Source organism: Anaerovirgula multivorans (assembly GCF_900188145.1).
Classification (GTDB): domain Bacteria; phylum Bacillota; class Clostridia; order Peptostreptococcales; family Natronincolaceae; genus Anaerovirgula; species Anaerovirgula multivorans.
On record NZ_FZOJ01000005.1, the window covers coordinates 49,177 to 68,405 of the forward strand.

General features: G+C 37.4%; 13 protein-coding genes and 2 riboswitches. All 13 genes read left to right on the top strand.

Annotated features, from left to right (window positions below):
• Positions 1–46 precede the first annotated feature (46 nt).
• The 13 genes from CHB72_RS06630 to CHB72_RS06690 all read left to right on the top strand — a co-directional run bounded on the left by CHB72_RS06630 (position 47) and on the right by CHB72_RS06690 (position 19,145).
• Positions 47–1,018: an SIS domain-containing protein gene (locus tag CHB72_RS06630; protein WP_089282099.1), complete on the top strand. Its 972-nt coding sequence runs from the start codon at positions 47–49 to the stop codon at positions 1,016–1,018.
• A gap of 111 nt (positions 1,019–1,129) precedes the next feature.
• The gene (locus tag CHB72_RS06635; RefSeq protein WP_242975059.1) at positions 1,130–1,504 is read left to right on the top strand and encodes a sigma-70 RNA polymerase sigma factor region 4 domain-containing protein; all 375 of its coding nucleotides are present in this window, start codon (positions 1,130–1,132) and stop codon (positions 1,502–1,504) included.
• A 299-nt stretch (positions 1,505–1,803) separates the two neighbouring features.
• Positions 1,804–2,682: a Rossmann-like and DUF2520 domain-containing protein gene (locus CHB72_RS06640; protein WP_089282100.1), complete on the top strand. Its 879-nt coding sequence runs from the start codon at positions 1,804–1,806 to the stop codon at positions 2,680–2,682.
• Positions 2,679–3,476 (top strand): 3-methyl-2-oxobutanoate hydroxymethyltransferase, encoded by a 798-nt coding sequence (gene panB / locus CHB72_RS06645; RefSeq protein WP_089282101.1) that lies wholly within the window; start codon positions 2,679–2,681, stop codon positions 3,474–3,476. Before CHB72_RS06640 ends, panB begins: the two co-directional genes overlap by 4 nt.
• Before the next feature lie 154 nt (positions 3,477–3,630).
• Positions 3,631–4,542: a pantoate--beta-alanine ligase gene (gene panC, locus CHB72_RS06650; RefSeq protein ID WP_089282102.1), complete on the top strand. Its 912-nt coding sequence runs from the start codon at positions 3,631–3,633 to the stop codon at positions 4,540–4,542.
• A 281-nt stretch (positions 4,543–4,823) separates the two neighbouring features.
• Positions 4,824–5,015: riboswitch (cobalamin riboswitch) on the top strand.
• Positions 5,016–5,211: 196 nt separating this feature from the next.
• Positions 5,212–8,439: an S-layer homology domain-containing protein gene (locus CHB72_RS06655; RefSeq protein ID WP_089282103.1), complete on the top strand. Its 3,228-nt coding sequence runs from the start codon at positions 5,212–5,214 to the stop codon at positions 8,437–8,439.
• 31 nt (positions 8,440–8,470) lie between these two features.
• Positions 8,471–9,421 carry a DUF4430 domain-containing protein gene (locus tag CHB72_RS06660; protein WP_089282104.1) on the top strand — a complete coding sequence of 317 codons (951 nt, stop codon included), beginning with the start codon at positions 8,471–8,473 and terminating at the stop codon, positions 9,419–9,421.
• A 13-nt stretch (positions 9,422–9,434) separates the two neighbouring features.
• Positions 9,435–10,355, top strand: coding sequence for an energy-coupling factor transporter transmembrane component T (locus CHB72_RS06665; RefSeq protein ID WP_089282105.1), 921 nt, complete (start codon positions 9,435–9,437; stop codon positions 10,353–10,355).
• On the top strand, positions 10,328–12,001 hold the full coding sequence (locus tag CHB72_RS06670) for an ABC transporter ATP-binding protein (RefSeq protein WP_089282106.1): 1,674 nt from the start codon (positions 10,328–10,330) through the stop codon (positions 11,999–12,001). Before CHB72_RS06665 ends, CHB72_RS06670 begins: the two co-directional genes overlap by 28 nt.
• Positions 12,002–12,034: 33 nt before the next feature.
• The gene (locus CHB72_RS06675) at positions 12,035–12,673 is read left to right on the top strand and encodes an ECF transporter S component (protein WP_089282107.1); all 639 of its coding nucleotides are present in this window, start codon (positions 12,035–12,037) and stop codon (positions 12,671–12,673) included.
• A gap of 5 nt (positions 12,674–12,678) precedes the next feature.
• Positions 12,679–14,106, top strand: a complete 1,428-nt coding sequence (locus tag CHB72_RS06680; RefSeq protein WP_089282108.1) for an S-layer homology domain-containing protein — start codon at positions 12,679–12,681, stop codon at positions 14,104–14,106.
• An 84-nt stretch (positions 14,107–14,190) separates the two neighbouring features.
• Positions 14,191–14,382: riboswitch (cobalamin riboswitch) on the top strand.
• 145 nt (positions 14,383–14,527) lie between these two features.
• A complete protein-coding gene (locus CHB72_RS06685; protein WP_207652513.1) occupies positions 14,528–14,692 on the top strand; it encodes a DUF2292 domain-containing protein in 165 nt (54 codons plus the stop codon).
• A 118-nt stretch (positions 14,693–14,810) separates the two neighbouring features.
• The gene (locus CHB72_RS06690; protein ID WP_089282110.1) at positions 14,811–19,145 is read left to right on the top strand and encodes an S-layer homology domain-containing protein; all 4,335 of its coding nucleotides are present in this window, start codon (positions 14,811–14,813) and stop codon (positions 19,143–19,145) included.
• Positions 19,146–19,229 lie beyond the last annotated feature (84 nt).

Here is a 19,229-nt window from a genome sequence, read left to right on the forward strand (position 1 = left end):
ATAACATCTGAACAATAAATCTAAACGGGGAAATTGGAGGCATATTATGGAAGCAAAACAAATCATAAGTGAAATAAAGGCAAACCTTGATAAAACAGGGGGTTTAAAGCATGTCTATTTTGTAGCATGTGGAGGATCACAGGCAGCTATATTTGGAGGATATTATCTTTTGAATAAAGAAGCTAAGACTTTTGGCACATCGATATTCAACAGTAATGAGTTTGTGCATGCCACACCAGCAATGCTTGACGAGAATTGCATTTGTATTATATGTTCTTTGAAGGCAACTCCTGAAACAGTTGAAGCAGTAAAAACAGCAAACAAAAGAGGTGCCGTTACGATTGCAATGACAGGATTTCCAACCACAGATATGGCGAAAAACGGCCAATATGTAGTGGTATACTCAAACGGTGAAAATCAGATTTATAGCCAAGGTAATCAGGCAAACTCTTTGAGGATTGGTTTTGAATTGCTTAAACAGTATGAAGGCTATGACAAGTATGACACTGCTATGGATGCATTCACTAAAGTTGACCAAATTATTGAAAAAGCAAAGAAGTATATCGACAAAATTGCCATTAAATTTGCAGAGGAATACAAGGATGATGAAATATTCTATGTAATGGCAAGTGGTCCAGCTTATAGCACCGCTTACACAATGAGCTACTGCCACTTCATGGAAATGCAGTGGAAACATGCAGTACCAATGCATACAGGAGAATATTTCCATGGACCTTTTGAAACTACTGATAAAAATCTTCCTATAATATTGTTGATGAGTGAAGGAAGCACAAGACCTTTGGATGAAAGAGCATTGAAATTCCTTAACAGATATGCTGCAAGAGTTACTGTAATAGATGCAAAAGAGTTGGGAATCAATATAATTGACGACAGTGTAGTAGAGTTTTTCAATTCAGTGATTATGGTTCCTATTGAGCGTAGCATAGTTTCAAAAATGGCTGAGGTTAGAAATCACTCAATGGATCAGCGAAGATATATGTGGAAAGTTGAATATTAAAAATAATATAATCAAAAAAACCAGTTAAGCTTTGCTTATCTGGTTTTTTGTTTTAAAGCAATTTACAATGTACTGAATTACAGGGACGGTTCTGTTGATTAGTCATTTCTTTTGGATTGGAAATGGAGTAGTTGTTCAGGATACTATGGAAAGAAATTATATCCGCAAGAACTGTTAAATAGTGAGCTGATACTGAAATTATTCTCAGAAGATAATGAAATTGCGGAAAAAAGATTCAAGGAATTTAATGAGCAAGAAAATGAAGATAATTGTTTAGATGATGTTATTACTACAAGACCGAGAGACGAAGACGTAAGGTTAGAAATTGAAAAGATAATATCTGGGATTAATGTAGCACAAATAAAGAGTTTACCAAAAGATCAAAGGAATAAGATAATTAAAAAGGCTAAATACATAGAAGGAGTAACGCAGCGCCAATTGGCTAGGATTTTAGGAGTTTCACAAGCTCTTATATCAATCACTTAACACAATCAAAAGAACCGTCCCTGTAATTTCCCTGTAATTTCCAATTTTCCTTGAAGTTGAAATTTTACTGTGGTACACTAATACTAGGATAGTACCTTTTGTGAACTATACCTATTACTAAATTTTATTATTTAAAAAATATTTCTGCTCTGAACCACAGGACTGAGACGGAAGAAAAAAGCTCTTGGATTTTTATGCCTTTTTGCGATTTGTAGAGGGGTATTTTACTTATATGCCTTTTTCTATTTCAGTTCTTTGGAATAGAAAAAGGTATTTTTTATATTTAAAGGAGGAATGAAATGAAAATTGGTTTTATCGGAGCAGGAAGAGTAGGGAAAAGTTTTGGTTGTTACTTAAAGCAGAATGGTTTTACAATAACAGGATATTACAGTAGAAGTATAGCATCCTCAAAAGAAGCGTCAGTACTAACCCATAGTTGTGTTTATCATACGATAAAAGAACTAATTCATTCAACTGATGTAATTATGATCACAACACCAGATGATATGATTAAACCCACTGCAGTTCAAATAGCTTCAATAAAGGAGCCGATAGGATCTAAAACTTTCGTACATATGAGTGGAGTACACAGCTCCAACATTTTAATGTTAATTAAAGAAACCCATGCAAATACTAACCTTTGTTCCTTACATCCTTTACAAGCATTTGCCAATGTTCAACAGGCCTTATTGGACTTAAAAAATACTGTGTTTAGCATTGAAGGAGATGAGTTAGGCAGAAAATGTTTAAGTACTATAATGAAAAAATGCGATAATCATTATTTTCTTTTAGAGGGAGAAAATAAAGTCCTTTATCATGCTGCTGCCTGCGTTGTATCTAACTATTTGGTGACATTGATGGATCATGGGTTAAAACTACTTGAAGCTTCAGGTATAGATCCACAAAAAGGATTTGAAGCAATGTTTCCTTTAATAAAAGGAAGTCTTGACAACATCAGAAATCTAGGTACTACCGATGCCTTGACGGGACCGATTGCAAGGGCTGATGTGAAAACTATTAGAAGTCATATCAATGCAATGAAGAGTAAAAAACTAGAAACAAAGGATTTTTACTGTTATTTAGGAAGAGAAACAACAAAACTTGCAGAGCTTAAGAAGCTTACAACTATTAAGCAAGCGGATACAATAAATCAATTATGGAAAGAGGGAGAAAAATGAATAAATTTACAACAACATCTTTTGCAAAAAGTAAGAAGGAAGGTCGGAAAATCTCAATGCTAACAGCTTATGATTACTCGACAGCTAAGCTTTTAGATGAAGCAGGAGTAGATAGTATATTGGTGGGAGATTCATTAGGAATGGTGGTATTGGGTTATGAAAATACCCTCCAAGTAACCATTGATGATATGATTCATCATACAAAGGCAGTAGCAAGAGGCGTCAAAAATGCTATGGTTATCGGTGATATGCCGTTTTTATCCTATCATGTTAGTATTGAAGAAACCATTAAAAATGCTGGTAGATTGATTCAAGAAGGAAATGCCCACGCTGTTAAACTGGAGGGAGGAACTGAAATCATTCCGCAGGTAGAGGCTTTAGTAAAGGCTCAAATTCCTGTTATTGGACACCTTGGCTTAACACCTCAATCAGTTAATATGTTTGGAGGCTTTAAAGTACAGGGCAAAGTTGAAGATCAAGCAAAAAAAATGGTTGAAGATGCAAAACAACTTCAAAAGGCAGGTGCTTTTGCAATTGTTTTAGAATGTATCCCAGAAAAGTTAGCTGAATTAATCTCAAAATCTATTGAAATTCCTACTATTGGAATCGGTGCAGGCAAATATTGTGATGGTCAAGTACTAGTTACTCAAGATATGTTAGGAATGTTCAGTAACTTTACACCTAAATTTGTTAAAAAATATGCTGATTTAGGAGATAGTATTAGAAAAGCAGTTACCGATTATTGTAGTGAAATACAAAATGGCGTATTCCCAGAAACAAAGCATACATTTTAGTGCCAATGAGAAGATATAGACATACGCTCCTAAATTTTAATATACTAAGGGCTACATTTACAGCCCACGGTTTTGGGCGAAACCGTAGACCGTGTATATTAAAATTTAGCTTTAAAAGCGTATGTCTATAGTAAATGAAGGAAGGATAATTATAGTGAAGATCATAACTTCAATTGATGAATTAAAAACAATTATACGTAAAGAAAAGCAAAATGGCAAACAGATTGGTTTTGTTCCTACCATGGGATACTTACACGATGGACATCTTTCACTTATTGAAAAAGCCAGTATTGAAAATCAGTTTGTTGTCGTCAGCATATTTGTAAATCCAACGCAATTTGGTATAAATGAGGATTTTGATGTTTATCCAAGGGATCTAGAAAGAGATCAAAAGATAGCTGAAACCGGTGGTGCAAATATCATTTTTCATCCAACCACCAAAGAAATGTACCCAACTGGTTATAGTACTTATGTAGAGGTTGAAAAAATCACAGAAAAGCTATGCGGTGCTTCAAGACCGGGACATTTCAGAGGAGTAACAACCGTTGTTGCTAAATTGTTTCATATTGTTACACCCCATCGTGCTTATTTTGGTTTGAAGGATGCACAACAGGTAGTTGTAATACAAAAAATGGTAAGAGACTTAAATATGGATGTACAAATTGTTCCCTGCCCAATTGTCAGAGAAGCAGATGGACTAGCTATGAGTTCTAGAAATGTAAATTTAAGCATACAAGATCGAAAATCTGCTTTAATTCTTTCAAAGAGCTTATTGAGAGCAAAAGAAATCGTAGTAGCAGGAGAAAGAAATGCTGAAATTATTTTAACACAAATCAAGGAAATAATCGCTACTGAACCTACAGTAACGATTGATTATATTGAAATCCTTGATTTTGAAAGATTTGAAAAGATAGATGTATTAAAAGGTAGGGTGTTAATTGCCATAGCTGCTAAGATTGGTAAAGTGAGATTAATTGATAATATTATTTTGGAGGATTTATTGTATACTACACCTTTTAAATCCTATCAGACCAATTGTGGTAAATACTGCCGACAAAACTATTAATACCAATAGTGATAAAATCGATAGTTCATTAATGGGAATACTGTAATGTGGATAAGCAAATGGAGTAAGAAACTACTGACATCTTTTAAAAAGTAATTAATTCTCATGTTTACTATCTCTTTAGAAGATAGTTTCTCTTTTCTATTGCGTATCCTATTTTAAATAAACTTGACTTTGTCAAATTTACTGCATGTTAAAGGATGGTAGCGAATATTAATAGGAAGATATTGCTTGACACATTGTGATTAACAGTGATAGCCTATACTTAACAACATAAAACTAAAAATATAAATAGAATGAGTGATACTTTCTAAGAAAGTAGAGAGGGAAGCTGGTGAGAAGCCAGCACGGTCGCGCCACTGTGAAAGGAGAGTCGAGCTGTAGAATAATCGTCACTAGATAAGGCTATCTGGGAAGACACAGCTATGATAATGATCCTAAGTCAGGAAACCTGCTTATTCTACATTTATTAAAACTTGCCCACGCGTATATGGGAAAGGTATATTTTTATACCCTAATTCTATTGTAGAATCCCTCTTTGCTGTTTCTGCGGCAAAAGAGGGATTTTTTTACGGGCATTGGAAGGAGGTTGAAAACTTAAACTAACTGTGTGTATTCAACCAAGTTAGGCAGTTAATAGTTTGAATTTAAAATAGAAAGGGGTAAAGTATGAAGAGGTCATTAGCATTTAAATATATTGCATTTACATTAATGTTGTTAATCCTTTTTAATGTACAAGTATTCGCTGTTGATAATACTGATGCTGGTTACAGCATAGACAATACAAGTGATACAATGTCTACTGTTTCAGAGACAGTATATGGAGTAGAGGATGATAACAATTTTACTTACAGCATAAGTACTATGAGCACTGCAACGTCTACTGTGTCAGAAATTGTATATCAAGTAAAGGCTTATTACAAAAATAACAAACCCACTTTAGACAATTGGGAAGAAATTGTGTCTTTAAAGCTAGCAGGTGAGGATTTTAAAGCATCCTCATGGGATTTGACCAGTTGGGATCAGAATAGCCTTGACACAGATTCGCCAGCAACTGCCTATGCTGGGAGAATTTTGGCCCTCATAGCCCTTGGAGAAGCGCCTAGCAACTATCACGGCAGAAATCTTCTCCAAGAGTTAACCATCAAACAACAGCAGAACGGATCCTTTGGAGGTTCTATCAACAATACCGTTTGGGCAATCATTGCTTTGGATGAAGCAGGGGTCAGCTATAACAAAGAAAAGGCTGTAGAATATTTAATGAGCCAAAAGAAATCTGACGGGGGATTTGCACTATCTGGTACCTCTGGAGACCCTGATATAACAGGAGAAGCTCTTTTGGCTTTAAGTAAACATAGAGATAAAGCTGGAGTAAGTAATGTAATCCATGGTGCGATAGAATTTTTAAAGAATGTTCAACTAGAATCCGCAGGCTTTACATCCTGGGGAAGTGAAAATTCACAGAGTAGTGCCAGAGTCATTACTGGTCTATTAGCTGTGGGAGAGAATATACTAGATGTAGAATGGCAGAAGGAAGGTAAAACCATTATTGATGCATTAGCAGCCTATCTGCTTCCTAACAACTCTTTCAAATTTTCATCTAGTGGGAACACCAATGCTATGGCTACGAGACAGGCTCTTAGGGCATTGGCAGAATTAGAGCATGCTGGATATGGAGACTATAAGCCTGGAAGTGGATCAGGAGGTACTCCAAGTGAGCCGGAAAAGGCTACAGTACGGGTAAGAGTAGAGGGTCTGGAAAGTAGCCTTGCTGATGAAACAGTAATAATAGAAGGAACGGCTTTTGATGCTCTAATAGAAGCGGTTGGCAGTGAAAATGTAGTAGCTCCCGGAGGGCTTATAAACAGCATTAAAGGGGAAAGTGGACAGTCTATAGAAGATGAAGGTATAAGCACTTACTGGATGTATTATGTCATTAGAGATGGAGAAATAGAACAAGAGTCCTTCAATCAAGGAGCAAGCAATTATCATGTTGAAAATGGTGACGTGATAGTATTTTACATAGGAGCATTGGATGATAGTTGGAATAGTAAAACCTATTTTCCAGTGGTAACTGTATCTCCAGCTTCACCGACAGTAGGGCAGTCGGTAACAATCAATATAAGTGAGAAAAAATACACCTGGTCAGGGTTGCAGGACTTGACTAGTGAGGAAAGAGCTGTAATAGGAGACTATACAGTAAAGATAGGAGAAATTGAGCACAAAAGCCATGGAGGGCAAGTAACAATACCTAATGTAGCTGAAGGTACCTTGCAGTATACTATACGAAACCAAAGTGATGTTGGTTATCCTAATGTAGTTACTTACAAGGAAAGCATTAACGTGAGTAGCGGTAGCAATGGAGGTGGAGATCCAACGTCACCTGACGAAATAGAGGTCTCTGTTGAGATCATTGGTAAAAACAATCAAACCCATTTTTCACGCAGCCAGATCACCCTACCAAAGAATAAAGCCAATGTTTTTGAAGCCTTAAAGGCTACAGGGGTTTCCTATAAAACAAGAGATAATAATTCCTATGTTTATGAAATCGCAGGGGAAAGAGAAGATTTAACAGGAACAGCAGGATGGAAGTACAAGGTGGGCTCTAGCATACCGGGAGGACCAGCAATTGACTATACTTTAAAGGATGGGGATTCCATATTATGGTTTTGGGCTGGAGATTACACCTCAACTTCTCCGGGAGGCGGAGCCATATCACCGCAGGAAGAACAAGCAGTGATGAAAGAAATACAAGAATCTATAGCGGATGCTATAAAGAAGCTGGAAGAAGCTTTCAAAAGTTTCGTTAAAGGCGTTGCCGCTGAAGAATTTGAGGGTTCAAGTATTGTTATAGGCAAGGATAACTCTATGACGGAAAGCCAAAAAAAGGCATTGCAAAGTCTGCTGGAAGAAAATATTGTATCTATCCAACAAAAAGTTGAGATAGGAAAAGAGAGTATTGTGACGGATTTGCAAAACGAAGTCATCTTAAAAATAGTCAAAGATGTTCTAAACAAAGAAGTGGAAATTACCATTGAAGAACTGGAAATGGATGAAAACATTCTTTTGCCAGAAACACATGAATTCTTGTCTTCCATTTATGAATTTGGCCCTAAAGGAACAGTATTCAATAAGCCGGTTTACCTATCGATCCGCACAGCGATTCCAGATGGAGTAAACCATGAGGATATCCTTTTAGCTTGGTATAACGAAGAAAAAGGGCAGTGGGTGATCTTGCCAACAGTCGTTGATTCTTCAACGGGCACTGTTACAGGATCGGTTGAGCATTTTACCAAGTTTTCTGTACTGGTAAGAAAAAGTCCTGCAGAAGAACTACAAGAAGAAGAAGCCTCTATACAAATACAGTTTGAAGATGTAGATGAAGTAAATTACCCTTGGGCAGTAAAAGAAATCAGTGATCTGGCAGAGAAAGGGATTATAAAAGGTGTTGGCAATAACAGATTTGCCCCAGCTAGAGAAGTGAATAGAGCTGAGTTTGCTACGCTATTAGTGAAGGTGCTAGACATAGATTATACAAAAGAATACCAAGGAAGATTTCAGGATGTAAGCGAAGAAGATTGGTATGCAGTATATGTAGAGGCTGCGGCAGAGATGGGAATTATTACTGGCTTAACAGAGCATAGCTTTGCTCCTTATGATAAGCTTACAAGGAAGCAAGCAGCAGTGATGATAGCAAAGATTTTAGAGGAGAAGGAAGCCATAACACCAATAGAATTGAAGGATGCTTCCGAAATATCTCCTTGGGCTTTAGATAAGGTGGTACAGGTTATGGATCATGATATCTTTAAGGGATTCCCTGATGAAACCTTTGGACCAAAGGAATATGTAACGAGAGCACAAAGTGCTGTTTTAATCCATAAGCTTTTAATGGAGTAATCAGCCATCTTTTAGTTAAGGAGATATTGATATGGAGAAATTAAAAAGAATTTTGGTTGTTGTACTGATGGTGATGGTGTTGATGTCAGGAGGGTGCAGCAGCCCCCCTGACATCAACACAGGAGAAGTAAATTTACTGATAACAAGAGACTTCGGAGAGGACGATATTTTTGCTAAAGATATCAAACTAGATACGCAAACCTCCGTCATGGAGCTTTTAAACCAGCACCTTGATATTGAAACAGAGTATGGTGGGGGCTTTGTTAATGCCATCAACGGACTTACATCAGGATATACCAACACCATAGAAAAGGAGAAGTCAGATTGGTTTTACTTTATCAATGGGATTATGACAAATGTTGGTGCAACGGAATATTTTCCAACCAGCAGGGACAGTATATGGTGGGATTATCATTCATGGGGAGATATTCCCTTTACGCCTGCAGTGATTGGGGCATTTCCTCAACCTTTTGTTAATGGCTATCAAGGAAAAAATCCTGGGACTCTTATTTTAGTAGGAGAGGGCTGTGAAGAATGGGGAGCTTCTTTAAGAGATTATCTGAAGAAAGCAGGGGTAGCAGATATAGAGGTAGCAGACTACCAAGAAGGGTTAGCTGCTGATAGAGAAAAGATTACCATCGTTCTTGCTTTATGGGAAGAGCTTTCAGAGAGCAACTTCTGGAAGGGTGTACAGAACCACAGAGATAAAACTGGTTGGTTCGCTGAGCTAGATACAGATGCTTTCTATTCACTAAATGAAAAAGCTGAACGACAAAATGCTTATGATGAAGGTGTGGGTGCCATTCTATCTACTGGAATGGGAATGGGAGATGATACTCCCCTTTGGCTTTTGACAGGGGTAGATAGGAAAGGCCTTGCCAGTACAGTTGAGGTCTTGCTTGATCATGAGGACAGGATATCAAAGAAATTTGGTATTTTAGTTACTGAATCAGAAGTCATAGGTTTGCCAGTACAACAATGATGGAGGCTGAACTATGTATGTTTTTGAAAGAAAGGAAATTTTTTTTCAAACCCTGCATCCAGTGACACTGCTGCTATATATACTCATAATGATGATAGGTACTATTCTTACCACCAACCCTTTTATTCTTATGGGTTTTATGACTGCCGTTGTTTTTGCATTAATTGTCGCTAAAAGCTTTAAAACTTGGATAAGAAGCTTAAGGATGTATGGTTATATGGTGATCATGTTGATGACGATTAATCTCTTTATCAACAATATGGGGGCTACAGTACTATGGGTAGGTCCTGTTGTTCCTGTTTTTGGGAGGATAAGCATATCACTAGAGGCTATTATATTTGGTTTAGTGATGGGACTAAGGCTATTCATCATTTATTCCCTTTTTATCTTTTATAACAGGGTCATGGATCCCGATAAGGCGCTTTCTGTGTTTTCAAAGGTGTTTCCTAAATCGGCGCTGCTGGTGGCATTAACAACAAAGACCATCCCCTATATGAGCCAGCAATTACAAAGTGCATCTGAAATACAGCAGTGCAGAGGGCTTCAGTATTATACCGGGAATCATATAAGTAGAATAAAAAACAGATTACCCTTAATCAAAGTATTGCTGTTTTCTTCTTTAGAGGATAGCTTCAACCTAGGAGAAAGCATGCAGGCCAGAGCTTATGGCAGTGGGCCTCGCAGCTGTTACTATCCATTGTCCTTTGGGGGTAGAGATATTTTAGTATCATTTAGCAGTACGATGGCTTTATTAGCACTTGTATGGTCTAGAATGCTTGGGTGGACAGAGATTACTTTCTATCCGAAACTAGGAACATCCTTAACTTCAAAGCAACACCTATATATGATCATCGTTATTGGAATATTTATGATTTTGCCAGTGCTTGTGGCATGGGGGTGGGAAAAATGGGACTATTTGAAATTAAAAATCTAACATATTTTTATCCGGACAGAGAAAAACCTGCCTTAGATAAAGTGAACCTTCAAGTAGAGGAGGGGGAATTTATTTTTCTCATTGGAGCTTCTGGCTGTGGCAAATCCTCATTACTGCGGGCGATGGCAGGTTTGCTACCAGACTATTATGGGGGCAAAATAGGAGGAGGGGTACATTATTCTGGATCTTCTTTGGGGAAATGGGATAAAAATCAGCTTGCAAGAGAAGTGGGTATGATTTTTCAAGATCCCGAAAAACAAATTGTTATGACAGGAGTAAAGCAAGAGATTGCTTTTGGGCTTGAAAATATCAATATACCTTATCAGGAAATGCGCCGAAGGATTGCAGAAGTACTTGCCCTATTTGGAATATCCTCATTGAAGGATGAAAACACCTTTCACCTGTCAGGAGGTCAAAAGCAAAAGGTAGTGTTGGCCTCTGTACTGGCAATGCATCCAAAGGTTCTATTATTAGATGAACCAACCTCTCAACTAGATCCCCTTGCTGCGCAAGAGTTTCTAAACTATGTTCAGAGACTCAACATGGAGTGGGGATTGACGGTGATTCTTGTGGAGCAAAGAATTGATAGATGCTTCCATTTAGCGGATCGAATCATTTTTATGGAGGATGGAAAAGTTTTACATAGTGAAACTCCAAGAAAAACGGTGGAATGGGCAGCAGAAAAGCATCCTCAATATATTCCTCCTGTTTCACAGTTTTTTTCAAAGTGGAGGAGAGAGAATATTCCCCTTACTATCAAGGAGGGCAGAGCTGTATTGAATGGGATGGCAGTTAAAGAATGGATCAATCCTTATAAGGAGGAGAGGAATTCTATTGAAGCTACAGGAAATGCAATAGAAATATTGAAGCTTTCTAATGTATATACTACCTACAATAAAAAGGATTTTGTCTTAAAGAAAGTCAACCTTCACCTTTGGAAAAATAGCATTACGGTGATTTTAGGAGAAAATGGTGCAGGAAAATCTACCCTTTTAAAAACAATTGTCGGGCTTTTGAAGTCTGTCAAGGGAAAAATAGAATATAGAGGAAAAGACATAACCCATCTTAAGCCTGAAAAGATAGCAGCACATATAGGCTACTTATCCCAGAACCCTAATGATTATTTGTTTCATGATACGGTAGAAGAAGAAATCTTCTTTAACCTGAAGGTAAGAGGGGAAAAAGATGATAAAAGAGTGGAGAAAATTTTAGATTTATTGAAGCTGAAGGATAAAAGAAAAATGAATCCAAGAGATCTTTCTGGAGGAGAAAGACAACGGGTTGCTCTGGGGACTGTTTTGGTCACAAATCCAGAGATTTTATTGCTGGATGAACCTACTAGAGGGTTGGATGTGGTGCTAAAAGATGAGCTAGGAGAGACTTTACAGGTGATCAAGCATCAAGGAACCAGTATATTGATGGTTACCCATGATGTAGAATTTGCGGCAGAAATCAGTGATAGTGTCATGATTATGGCAGAGGGAGAAATCATAGCAGATGGCAAGAAAAGAGAGGTGCTGGCAAACTCTTTATATTACGCACCTCAAATAAATCGCTTGTTTAAAGGAATTAATGATCAGGTCCTAAATATAGAGGAATCTATACAAGTTATTAACAAAATCATAGAGCAAGCAGCTATAGGATAAGGATATCCATTCGAAAGTGAGAGGTGATGAAAAATGCTAAGTACCCATTGGTCATTGTTTAGTCTAGTGATTGTTTCTGCATCTTTAGTAATTATTTATTTATGGTATGACAGAAAAGCTGGTTCAACAAAGGAGATTGCTCTTATTGCAACGCTAGCAGCTTTTGCAGGACTCAGTAGAGTACCCTTTGCAGCCATTCCCAGTCTTCAACCTACTACCTTTTTAGTGTTGATCAGTGGTTATGTATTTGGTGCAGGACCTGGTTTTATGGTAGGGTCTCTAGCTGCCTTTGTTTCCAATCTTTTTTTAGGGCATGGCCCCTGGACTCCTTGGCAGATGATGGCATGGGGTTTAGTCGGTCTCAGTGGAGGTATACTTGGTAGATGGAAATGGAAGTATGCAAACCTATCTCTTCTTATTCTATCCTTCATGTGGGGTTTATTCTTTGGATGGATTTTAAATATCTGGCATTGGCTTACCTTTGTATATCCCCTTACATTAAAATCCTTCATAGCTGTACAGCTTACAAGTATATGGTTTGACTTGATACATGCTTCGGGGAATGTATTCTTTATGTATTTTTTAGGTGCTGATTTAATAAAAATTCTTCATAGATTTAAAAGAAGGTTGACGGTAAGTTCTTTATCCGTACAAGAATTAGAGAGGAGTTGATATTGGTGAAAAAAAGAATAGCATTTCTTTTATCCCTTGTTTTAACAATGACAGTCTGTTTACAAGCTGCTGCAACAAGCAATCTCAACAGTACCATTAGCTATCTTGAAAAAAATATTGGCAGCAACAGCTATGATGGTATGCTTGATTGGCCGATTTTAGGGCTTGCTGCTATGAGTAAAAATGTTTCTTCTTTTATCAATAAAAGAGAAAATCAAATACGTAAGGGAGAACTATTTACCGCAGATAGAAGCACTGATTATCAGAGAAGTATTGTTGGAGCAGTAGCTGCAGGAAAGGATCCAAGGAGCTTTGGTGGGTACAATCTTGTGAACGAAGTTAAAACATCACAGCTTGCCAACGGGAAATTTGGGGATTCAATTGCTAAGGGTGGCAGCAATTTAGTCAATGCCCATGTATGGGGCATTATTTCTCTATACACAGCAGGCGAAACCATACCTAACAGGGATAAGGCACTAAAATGGCTTGTTGATAACCAAAATGCTGATGGGGGCTTCAGTATTGATACCAGAGTAAAATCTTCAGATATTGATATGACTGGCATGGTATTAATAGCTTTTGGAGCTCTTGGAGAAACCAAGGACCATGCTGCTGTTAAAAAGGCTATACAGTACTTAAAAAATCAACAGGGAGATAAAGGAGACTTTACAGGTTGGGGTGGAAGCAGCTCTGAATCTCTTTCTCAAGTAATCCAAGGACTAATGATGCTGGGAATAGATCCAGGGGGTTCAGAATGGAGCAAGAAAGATGGCGATTTGGTAACTGCATTGCTTGCCTATAGGAAAAAGGATGGCTCCTTCAGTCATGCATTAAATGGAGATAGTAATACGATGGCTACTTATCAAGCGTTAATAGCTTTAGGAGATTACTATCGAGGAGAGAGTATTTATAAAAAGCTTAGGAGAGAAAACCTACGGTTTAGTGATGTACCTCAAAGTCATTTTGCAGCTTCTGCCATAAAAAAATTGGTAGCAGAAGGTGTTTTAAAAGGCTTCCCAGATGGAACTTTTCAACCCAATACTGCTGTAAAAAGGCAGGAATTTGCTACGATGATAGCATTATCTATGAACAAAAACAAATCCTTTAGTGCTGTTACTCGAAATTTCAAGGATGTTCCCACCTCTCATTGGGCAAATCCTTATATTAAAGCAGTATCAGACCAAGGTCTAATGAAGGGCAGAAGCTCTGGAATGTTTGCCCCGGAAGAAACCATTACTGGAGCTGAGGTCATGACGGCGCTTGTACATGCTTTAGGATTAGAGGGTAGTGCAAAACCAGCGAATGGAGAAGCCTGGTATGCTGGGTATATTCGTGTTGCCAGCAAAAAAGGTCTTCTTTATCCTAATTTTGATGCAACCAAACCTGCTACAAGAGCACAATGTGCCTATAGCTTAGAAGTGTTACTAAAATAATTATTTATGATGTTATTAACACCTAAGGGATATTGGAGTTATATATTGATTAAAATTGAAAAATATGGTATTATAATGAAAATTGAATAAAATGATTTTTATGGTTCTTTTAAAGAAAATCCTTTAAAAGTTAAAAGGGAAGTTCGGTGAAAATCCGATGCGGTCCCGCCACTGTAATGCAGAGCAAACTATCGTATCCACTGTTGATAACAACGGGAAGGAGGTAGTTTTGCAGTGAAGCAAAGCCAGGAGACCTGCCATGAAAATCCTCTACATTTCTCACGGGGATGAGAAGGAGAACATCAATTCATTTTTTATTTAGTACAATTACACTTAAGAAATGATAGGAACTTGTATGCAAAACACCTTTCCTCTTCCCAAGGGGAAAGGTGTTTTTAATTTTGGTAAAGGGGGGAGAGAGTTGAAAACTTCAATAGAGGAGGAAAACCTTCAAGAGAAAATGACAGAAAGAGAAAAGAATTTGATTGATTTGATTCGAAAAGTCGGGCATGGGGAGGTCAGGGTAATTATTCAAGACAGTTGTCCCATTCGAGTAGAAGACTTAAAGAAATCTATTAAACTGTAAAATTCAAAACATGTGCTGACTGGAAAACCAGAGGTACCTACTTTAAAAGGAAGGTGGGGACTGGTTTTTTTTATTTGTCAAAATAAGAGATTTATACTAAGAGAAGGGGGTCTGAGAAGTGTCAAAAAAGAAATTGAATAAAAGCATAGCTTTGTGTATTACGTTAATAATGATTTTGGCGCTATTTAATCCTATTATCGCATGGGCCATGAATGAAGGTGTAAACCCTGATGTGATGAGGTTAGCCAATGACCAAAAAGCTTTGACAGAATTGACAGTTACTGAGGCTGTATATGATAGTGGACAGGAGAATACTAGGGAGCTATTACAAACAACAATCACAGCGGCTCATGAAAACAAAGAATCTGTAACAGTGAGTGAAGAAGGTAAAGATGTAGAAATAACAAAAAAATGGGTAACTGAAGAAGTTATGACAGCTTATGCGGTTGCAATAGCAGATGCAGAAAAAGTACTTGATGATGAAGGTGCAACACAAGAGGAAGTAGAAGCTGCAGTGACAGCATTAGAAGAAGCAACGATAATATTTAATGCAGCAAAGCAAGATGGAAGCAAAGTAGAGGAAAAACTTACAATAAAGGAACAGCTGGAAAGAAACTTTGCTTATATCGTTAATACCGTGGACAACCCTACCTATGGAACCCTTGGCGGAGAGTGGTCTATTCTTTCATTGGCAAGAGGGGACTATGCAGTTCCAGAGGGGTATTATGATACTTATTATACAAATGTGGAAGATAAAGTAGCAAGTTTAATGGAAAGATATAAAGGTAAATTAGACAGAAGCAAAGGAACTGAACATTCAAGAGTAATTTTAGGTTTAACTTCTATTGGAAAAGATATTACTGATGTGGCAGGATATGACTTAAGGGATGGCTTAGCTGATTTCAATTTTGTAAAAACTCAAGGAATTAATGGTCCGATTTTTGCCTTGATAGCACTAGACACTAAAAATTATGAAATACCTATCATTGAAGGGGTTGCTGAACAAACCACAAGGGAAAAACTTATTGACTATATCTTAGCAAGAGAAATAAATGGTGGCGGATGGTCCTTACAAGGAACTGCAGGATCTACAGATCCAGATATTACAGCAATGGCCATACAAGGGCTGACACCATATTATGAAAGCAATTCACAAGTAAAAGCGGCGGTAGATAGAGGAATAGTGTGGCTTTCGTCTGTGCAGAAAGAAGAGAATGGAGGTTATGCTAGTTGGGGCAGTTTAAACAGTGAAAGCTGTGCACAGGTTATAGTAGCTCTAACTGGACTAGGAATAGATCCTCATACGGATCCTCAATTTATTAAAAATGGTCGTTCAGTTGTTGATGCCTTAATGAGCTTCGCGTTACCAGAGGGCGGATTTATGCATGTATATGCAGGAGCTGATACAGGTGGCGGAGGAGAAGGCGGAGTAGCAAATGGCATGGCTACTGATCAAGGGACTTACGCACTTGTAGCCTATGACAGATTTGTAGAGGGAAAAAATCCCCTGTATAATATGACAGATGTAGCAGGTAAAGATATTCAAGAATCAGAAGCACCAACTATTACAACTGATTTAAAAGATATGATCACAAAAGCAGATAAGATTACCTTTGATCTATGGGCAAGGGATGCCGATGGCAAAAAAATAAATGTCTCAAATATTCAGGTTACAAATAATGAAAAACCCGTCAGTGTCACTTGGGATGATTTAGAGAAGACCAGTTATACTTTAAATTTAGAAATAGGAATAAATCATGTAAAAATCAATGTAAACTATAATGGTAAAAATTATTTATATGAATATACTTTGATTCGGCAAGAAGCAGAAGATGGCGATGTAATCGGTACCTTTACTTTTACTATGGAAGCTTTCACAATTGGTTTAGGACATTTGATTGAGCCTATTCAAGTGAATGTTCATAAAGGGCGTACTGCAGCCCAAGAATTGCTTGAGATATTGGATGATCAAGGATATAAATATGAACATACAGGTACTCCACAAAGCAATTTTTACTTAGCACGTCTTTACGATGGTAACAATACAATCTATAAAACAACACCTAAAATCCCAGAAGTGTTGAAAGAAAAGTTAACAGAAAATGGATTACCCTATAAAGAAACGGGTTATTGGGATGGTAGTTTAGGGGAGTTTGATTTCAACCATGCATCTGGTTGGATGTATGCAGTAAACAATGTATTTCCAAACGTTGGCTTTGCTGATAAATATCTTCAAGACGGTGATGTAATGCGGGTGCAATTTACATTAGCCTATGGGGCCGATATAGGCGGAGCCAGTGCTATGGGATGGGGAAACGAAAATGATTATTTCCCGGTAGTAAATAGAGATCGATTAACGAAGAAAATAGCAGAAATTAATAGCAGTAAAGAAAGAGAAACATATTTATCTGATCCTAAAATTAATGAAGCTTACAATAATGGATTAAAAATTCTTCAAAAAATAGATGTCTCACAACAAGAGCTCAATGATGCATTAAACAGTTTAATCGAAGCAATGGAGCTGCCGCCTGAAGAGGTAGACAAAACAATATTACAGACAGCAATCATATCAGCAAATGAAAACAAAGCATCAGTAACCGTAAGTGAAGACGGAAAAGATGTGGGACCAACAGAAAAATGGGTAACAGCAGCAGTAAAGAAAGCCTATGAGGCTGCGATTGAAGGGGTTCAAGCAGTACTTGATGATGAGAATGCAACACAGGCAGAAGTAGATGCAGCTCTGAGAGCTTTAGAAACAGCAACAGCTAGTTTCAATGAAGCCAAGAAGTATGGAACAAAAGTAGAAGAACCGGAAGTAGAAGAAATTCTATTGCCTGAAAATAACAATAAGCCTAAGATAGCAATTCCAGAAAATAACAAAAGCTATAAAATACCTGTGAAGGAATCAGACCAAGAAAAAGAAATCAGTATAGACATTCCTAAAGGTCAGAAGGGGAAAGTTTTTGTTGAACTTCCAGCTAACACAGGTTTACCACAAATTGAAACTAGCAAAGGCAATGTATCCGTAGTTATTCCAAAGGGTACAAAGATGACAAGAGATGCTGCAACAGCGATTGAATTAATTACTACAAAAGATCCTGATGAGTCTACGAGAAAAGCTAAGGTAAATAGTCTCATCCCTACAGGCAAAAAACTTGATAAAATTCTTATAGCTTTTTCTGTGGGAGAAAATGAAAAAGTAGAATTTAGTGATTTTGTCACTATAAATTTTGCAGGTGGTAAAGGAAAACAAGTTGCTTATGTTCAAAATGGGCAAATATACTCTATTCAAAAATACGCAAGCGATCAAGAAGGATTAAGCAGTAAAAAAGAAGAATATGCTTTTGATAGTGGAAATGATTTAATCGTAAAAACTAAACATTTTACAGAGTATATTCTCTACTCAATAACAACAGAAACTTCTGGTGGCGGATCAAGTTCTGGTGGTGGAGGAGGGGGAAGCACCTCAACCTCAACCACAACTGTAAAAGCAACTCAATCAGCCACAGTTAAAGGGCAGGGTGTTAGTATCGATTTTCCTGCTAATACAATGAATAGTGACTTTGAGATAAAAATCGAAAAAGTAACTGGTACTTCTAGATTACCGATGGCTTCAAATAGCAAGTTTGCAGGAGATGTATTTGAGATCACTAAAAACAAAGAGGAGAATTTCAAAAAAGCAGTAACCCTAACTGTACCTTTTGACAAATCTAAAGTAGATTTCGACAAATATGATATCTCTCTTTTCTGGTTAGATGAAGGAAAAAAACAATGGATAGAGCTAGACAACATAAAAGTAGATCAATCCAATGGTAAAGTAAAGGGCGAAGCAGATTATCTTGGAAAGTTTGCTGTATTAGCGGTAGAAAAAGAAAAGGAAGCAGAAGAAGCAGTTGAAGTAATAAATGAAGTTGAGGAAGCAGCAGAAAAATCAGTGGAAACCTTTAACGATGTCATAGGGCACTGGGCAGCAGCACACATCAACAAAATGGTAGAAATAGGAGCCATCAGTGGATATGCAGATGGAACCTTTAAGCCAAATAACAATATCACAAGAGCTGAATTTGCTACAGCATTGGTGAAGGCTCTTGGTTTAGAAGTGAAATCAGGTAAGGTGTTTGCTGATACAGAAAACCATTGGGCAAAGGATTATATTTCAACAGCTTATGCTAACGGTATTTTAAGTGGCTACGATGAAACCACCTTTGGTACTAATGATTTTATTACCCGTGAACAGATGGCAGTGATGGTAGTAAAGGCTGCCAGTCTAGAAAATACTACAGTGCAAAATAAGTTTGCAGATGATAGGGACATTTCTTCATGGGCAAAGGAAGCAGTAAATACTGCAGGTAACAATGGTATTATTAACGGTTATCCAGATAATACCTTTAAACCTCAAAATAATGCTACAAGAGCTGAAGCAGTAACAGCAATTGTAAAAATTATTCAATAGTATAAAGATAAAAGATTTGTTTTGATTTTGTAGCAAGGTACATGTAGGAAATGAGGGAGATGCCGAAGATTCAATCCTAGAAAA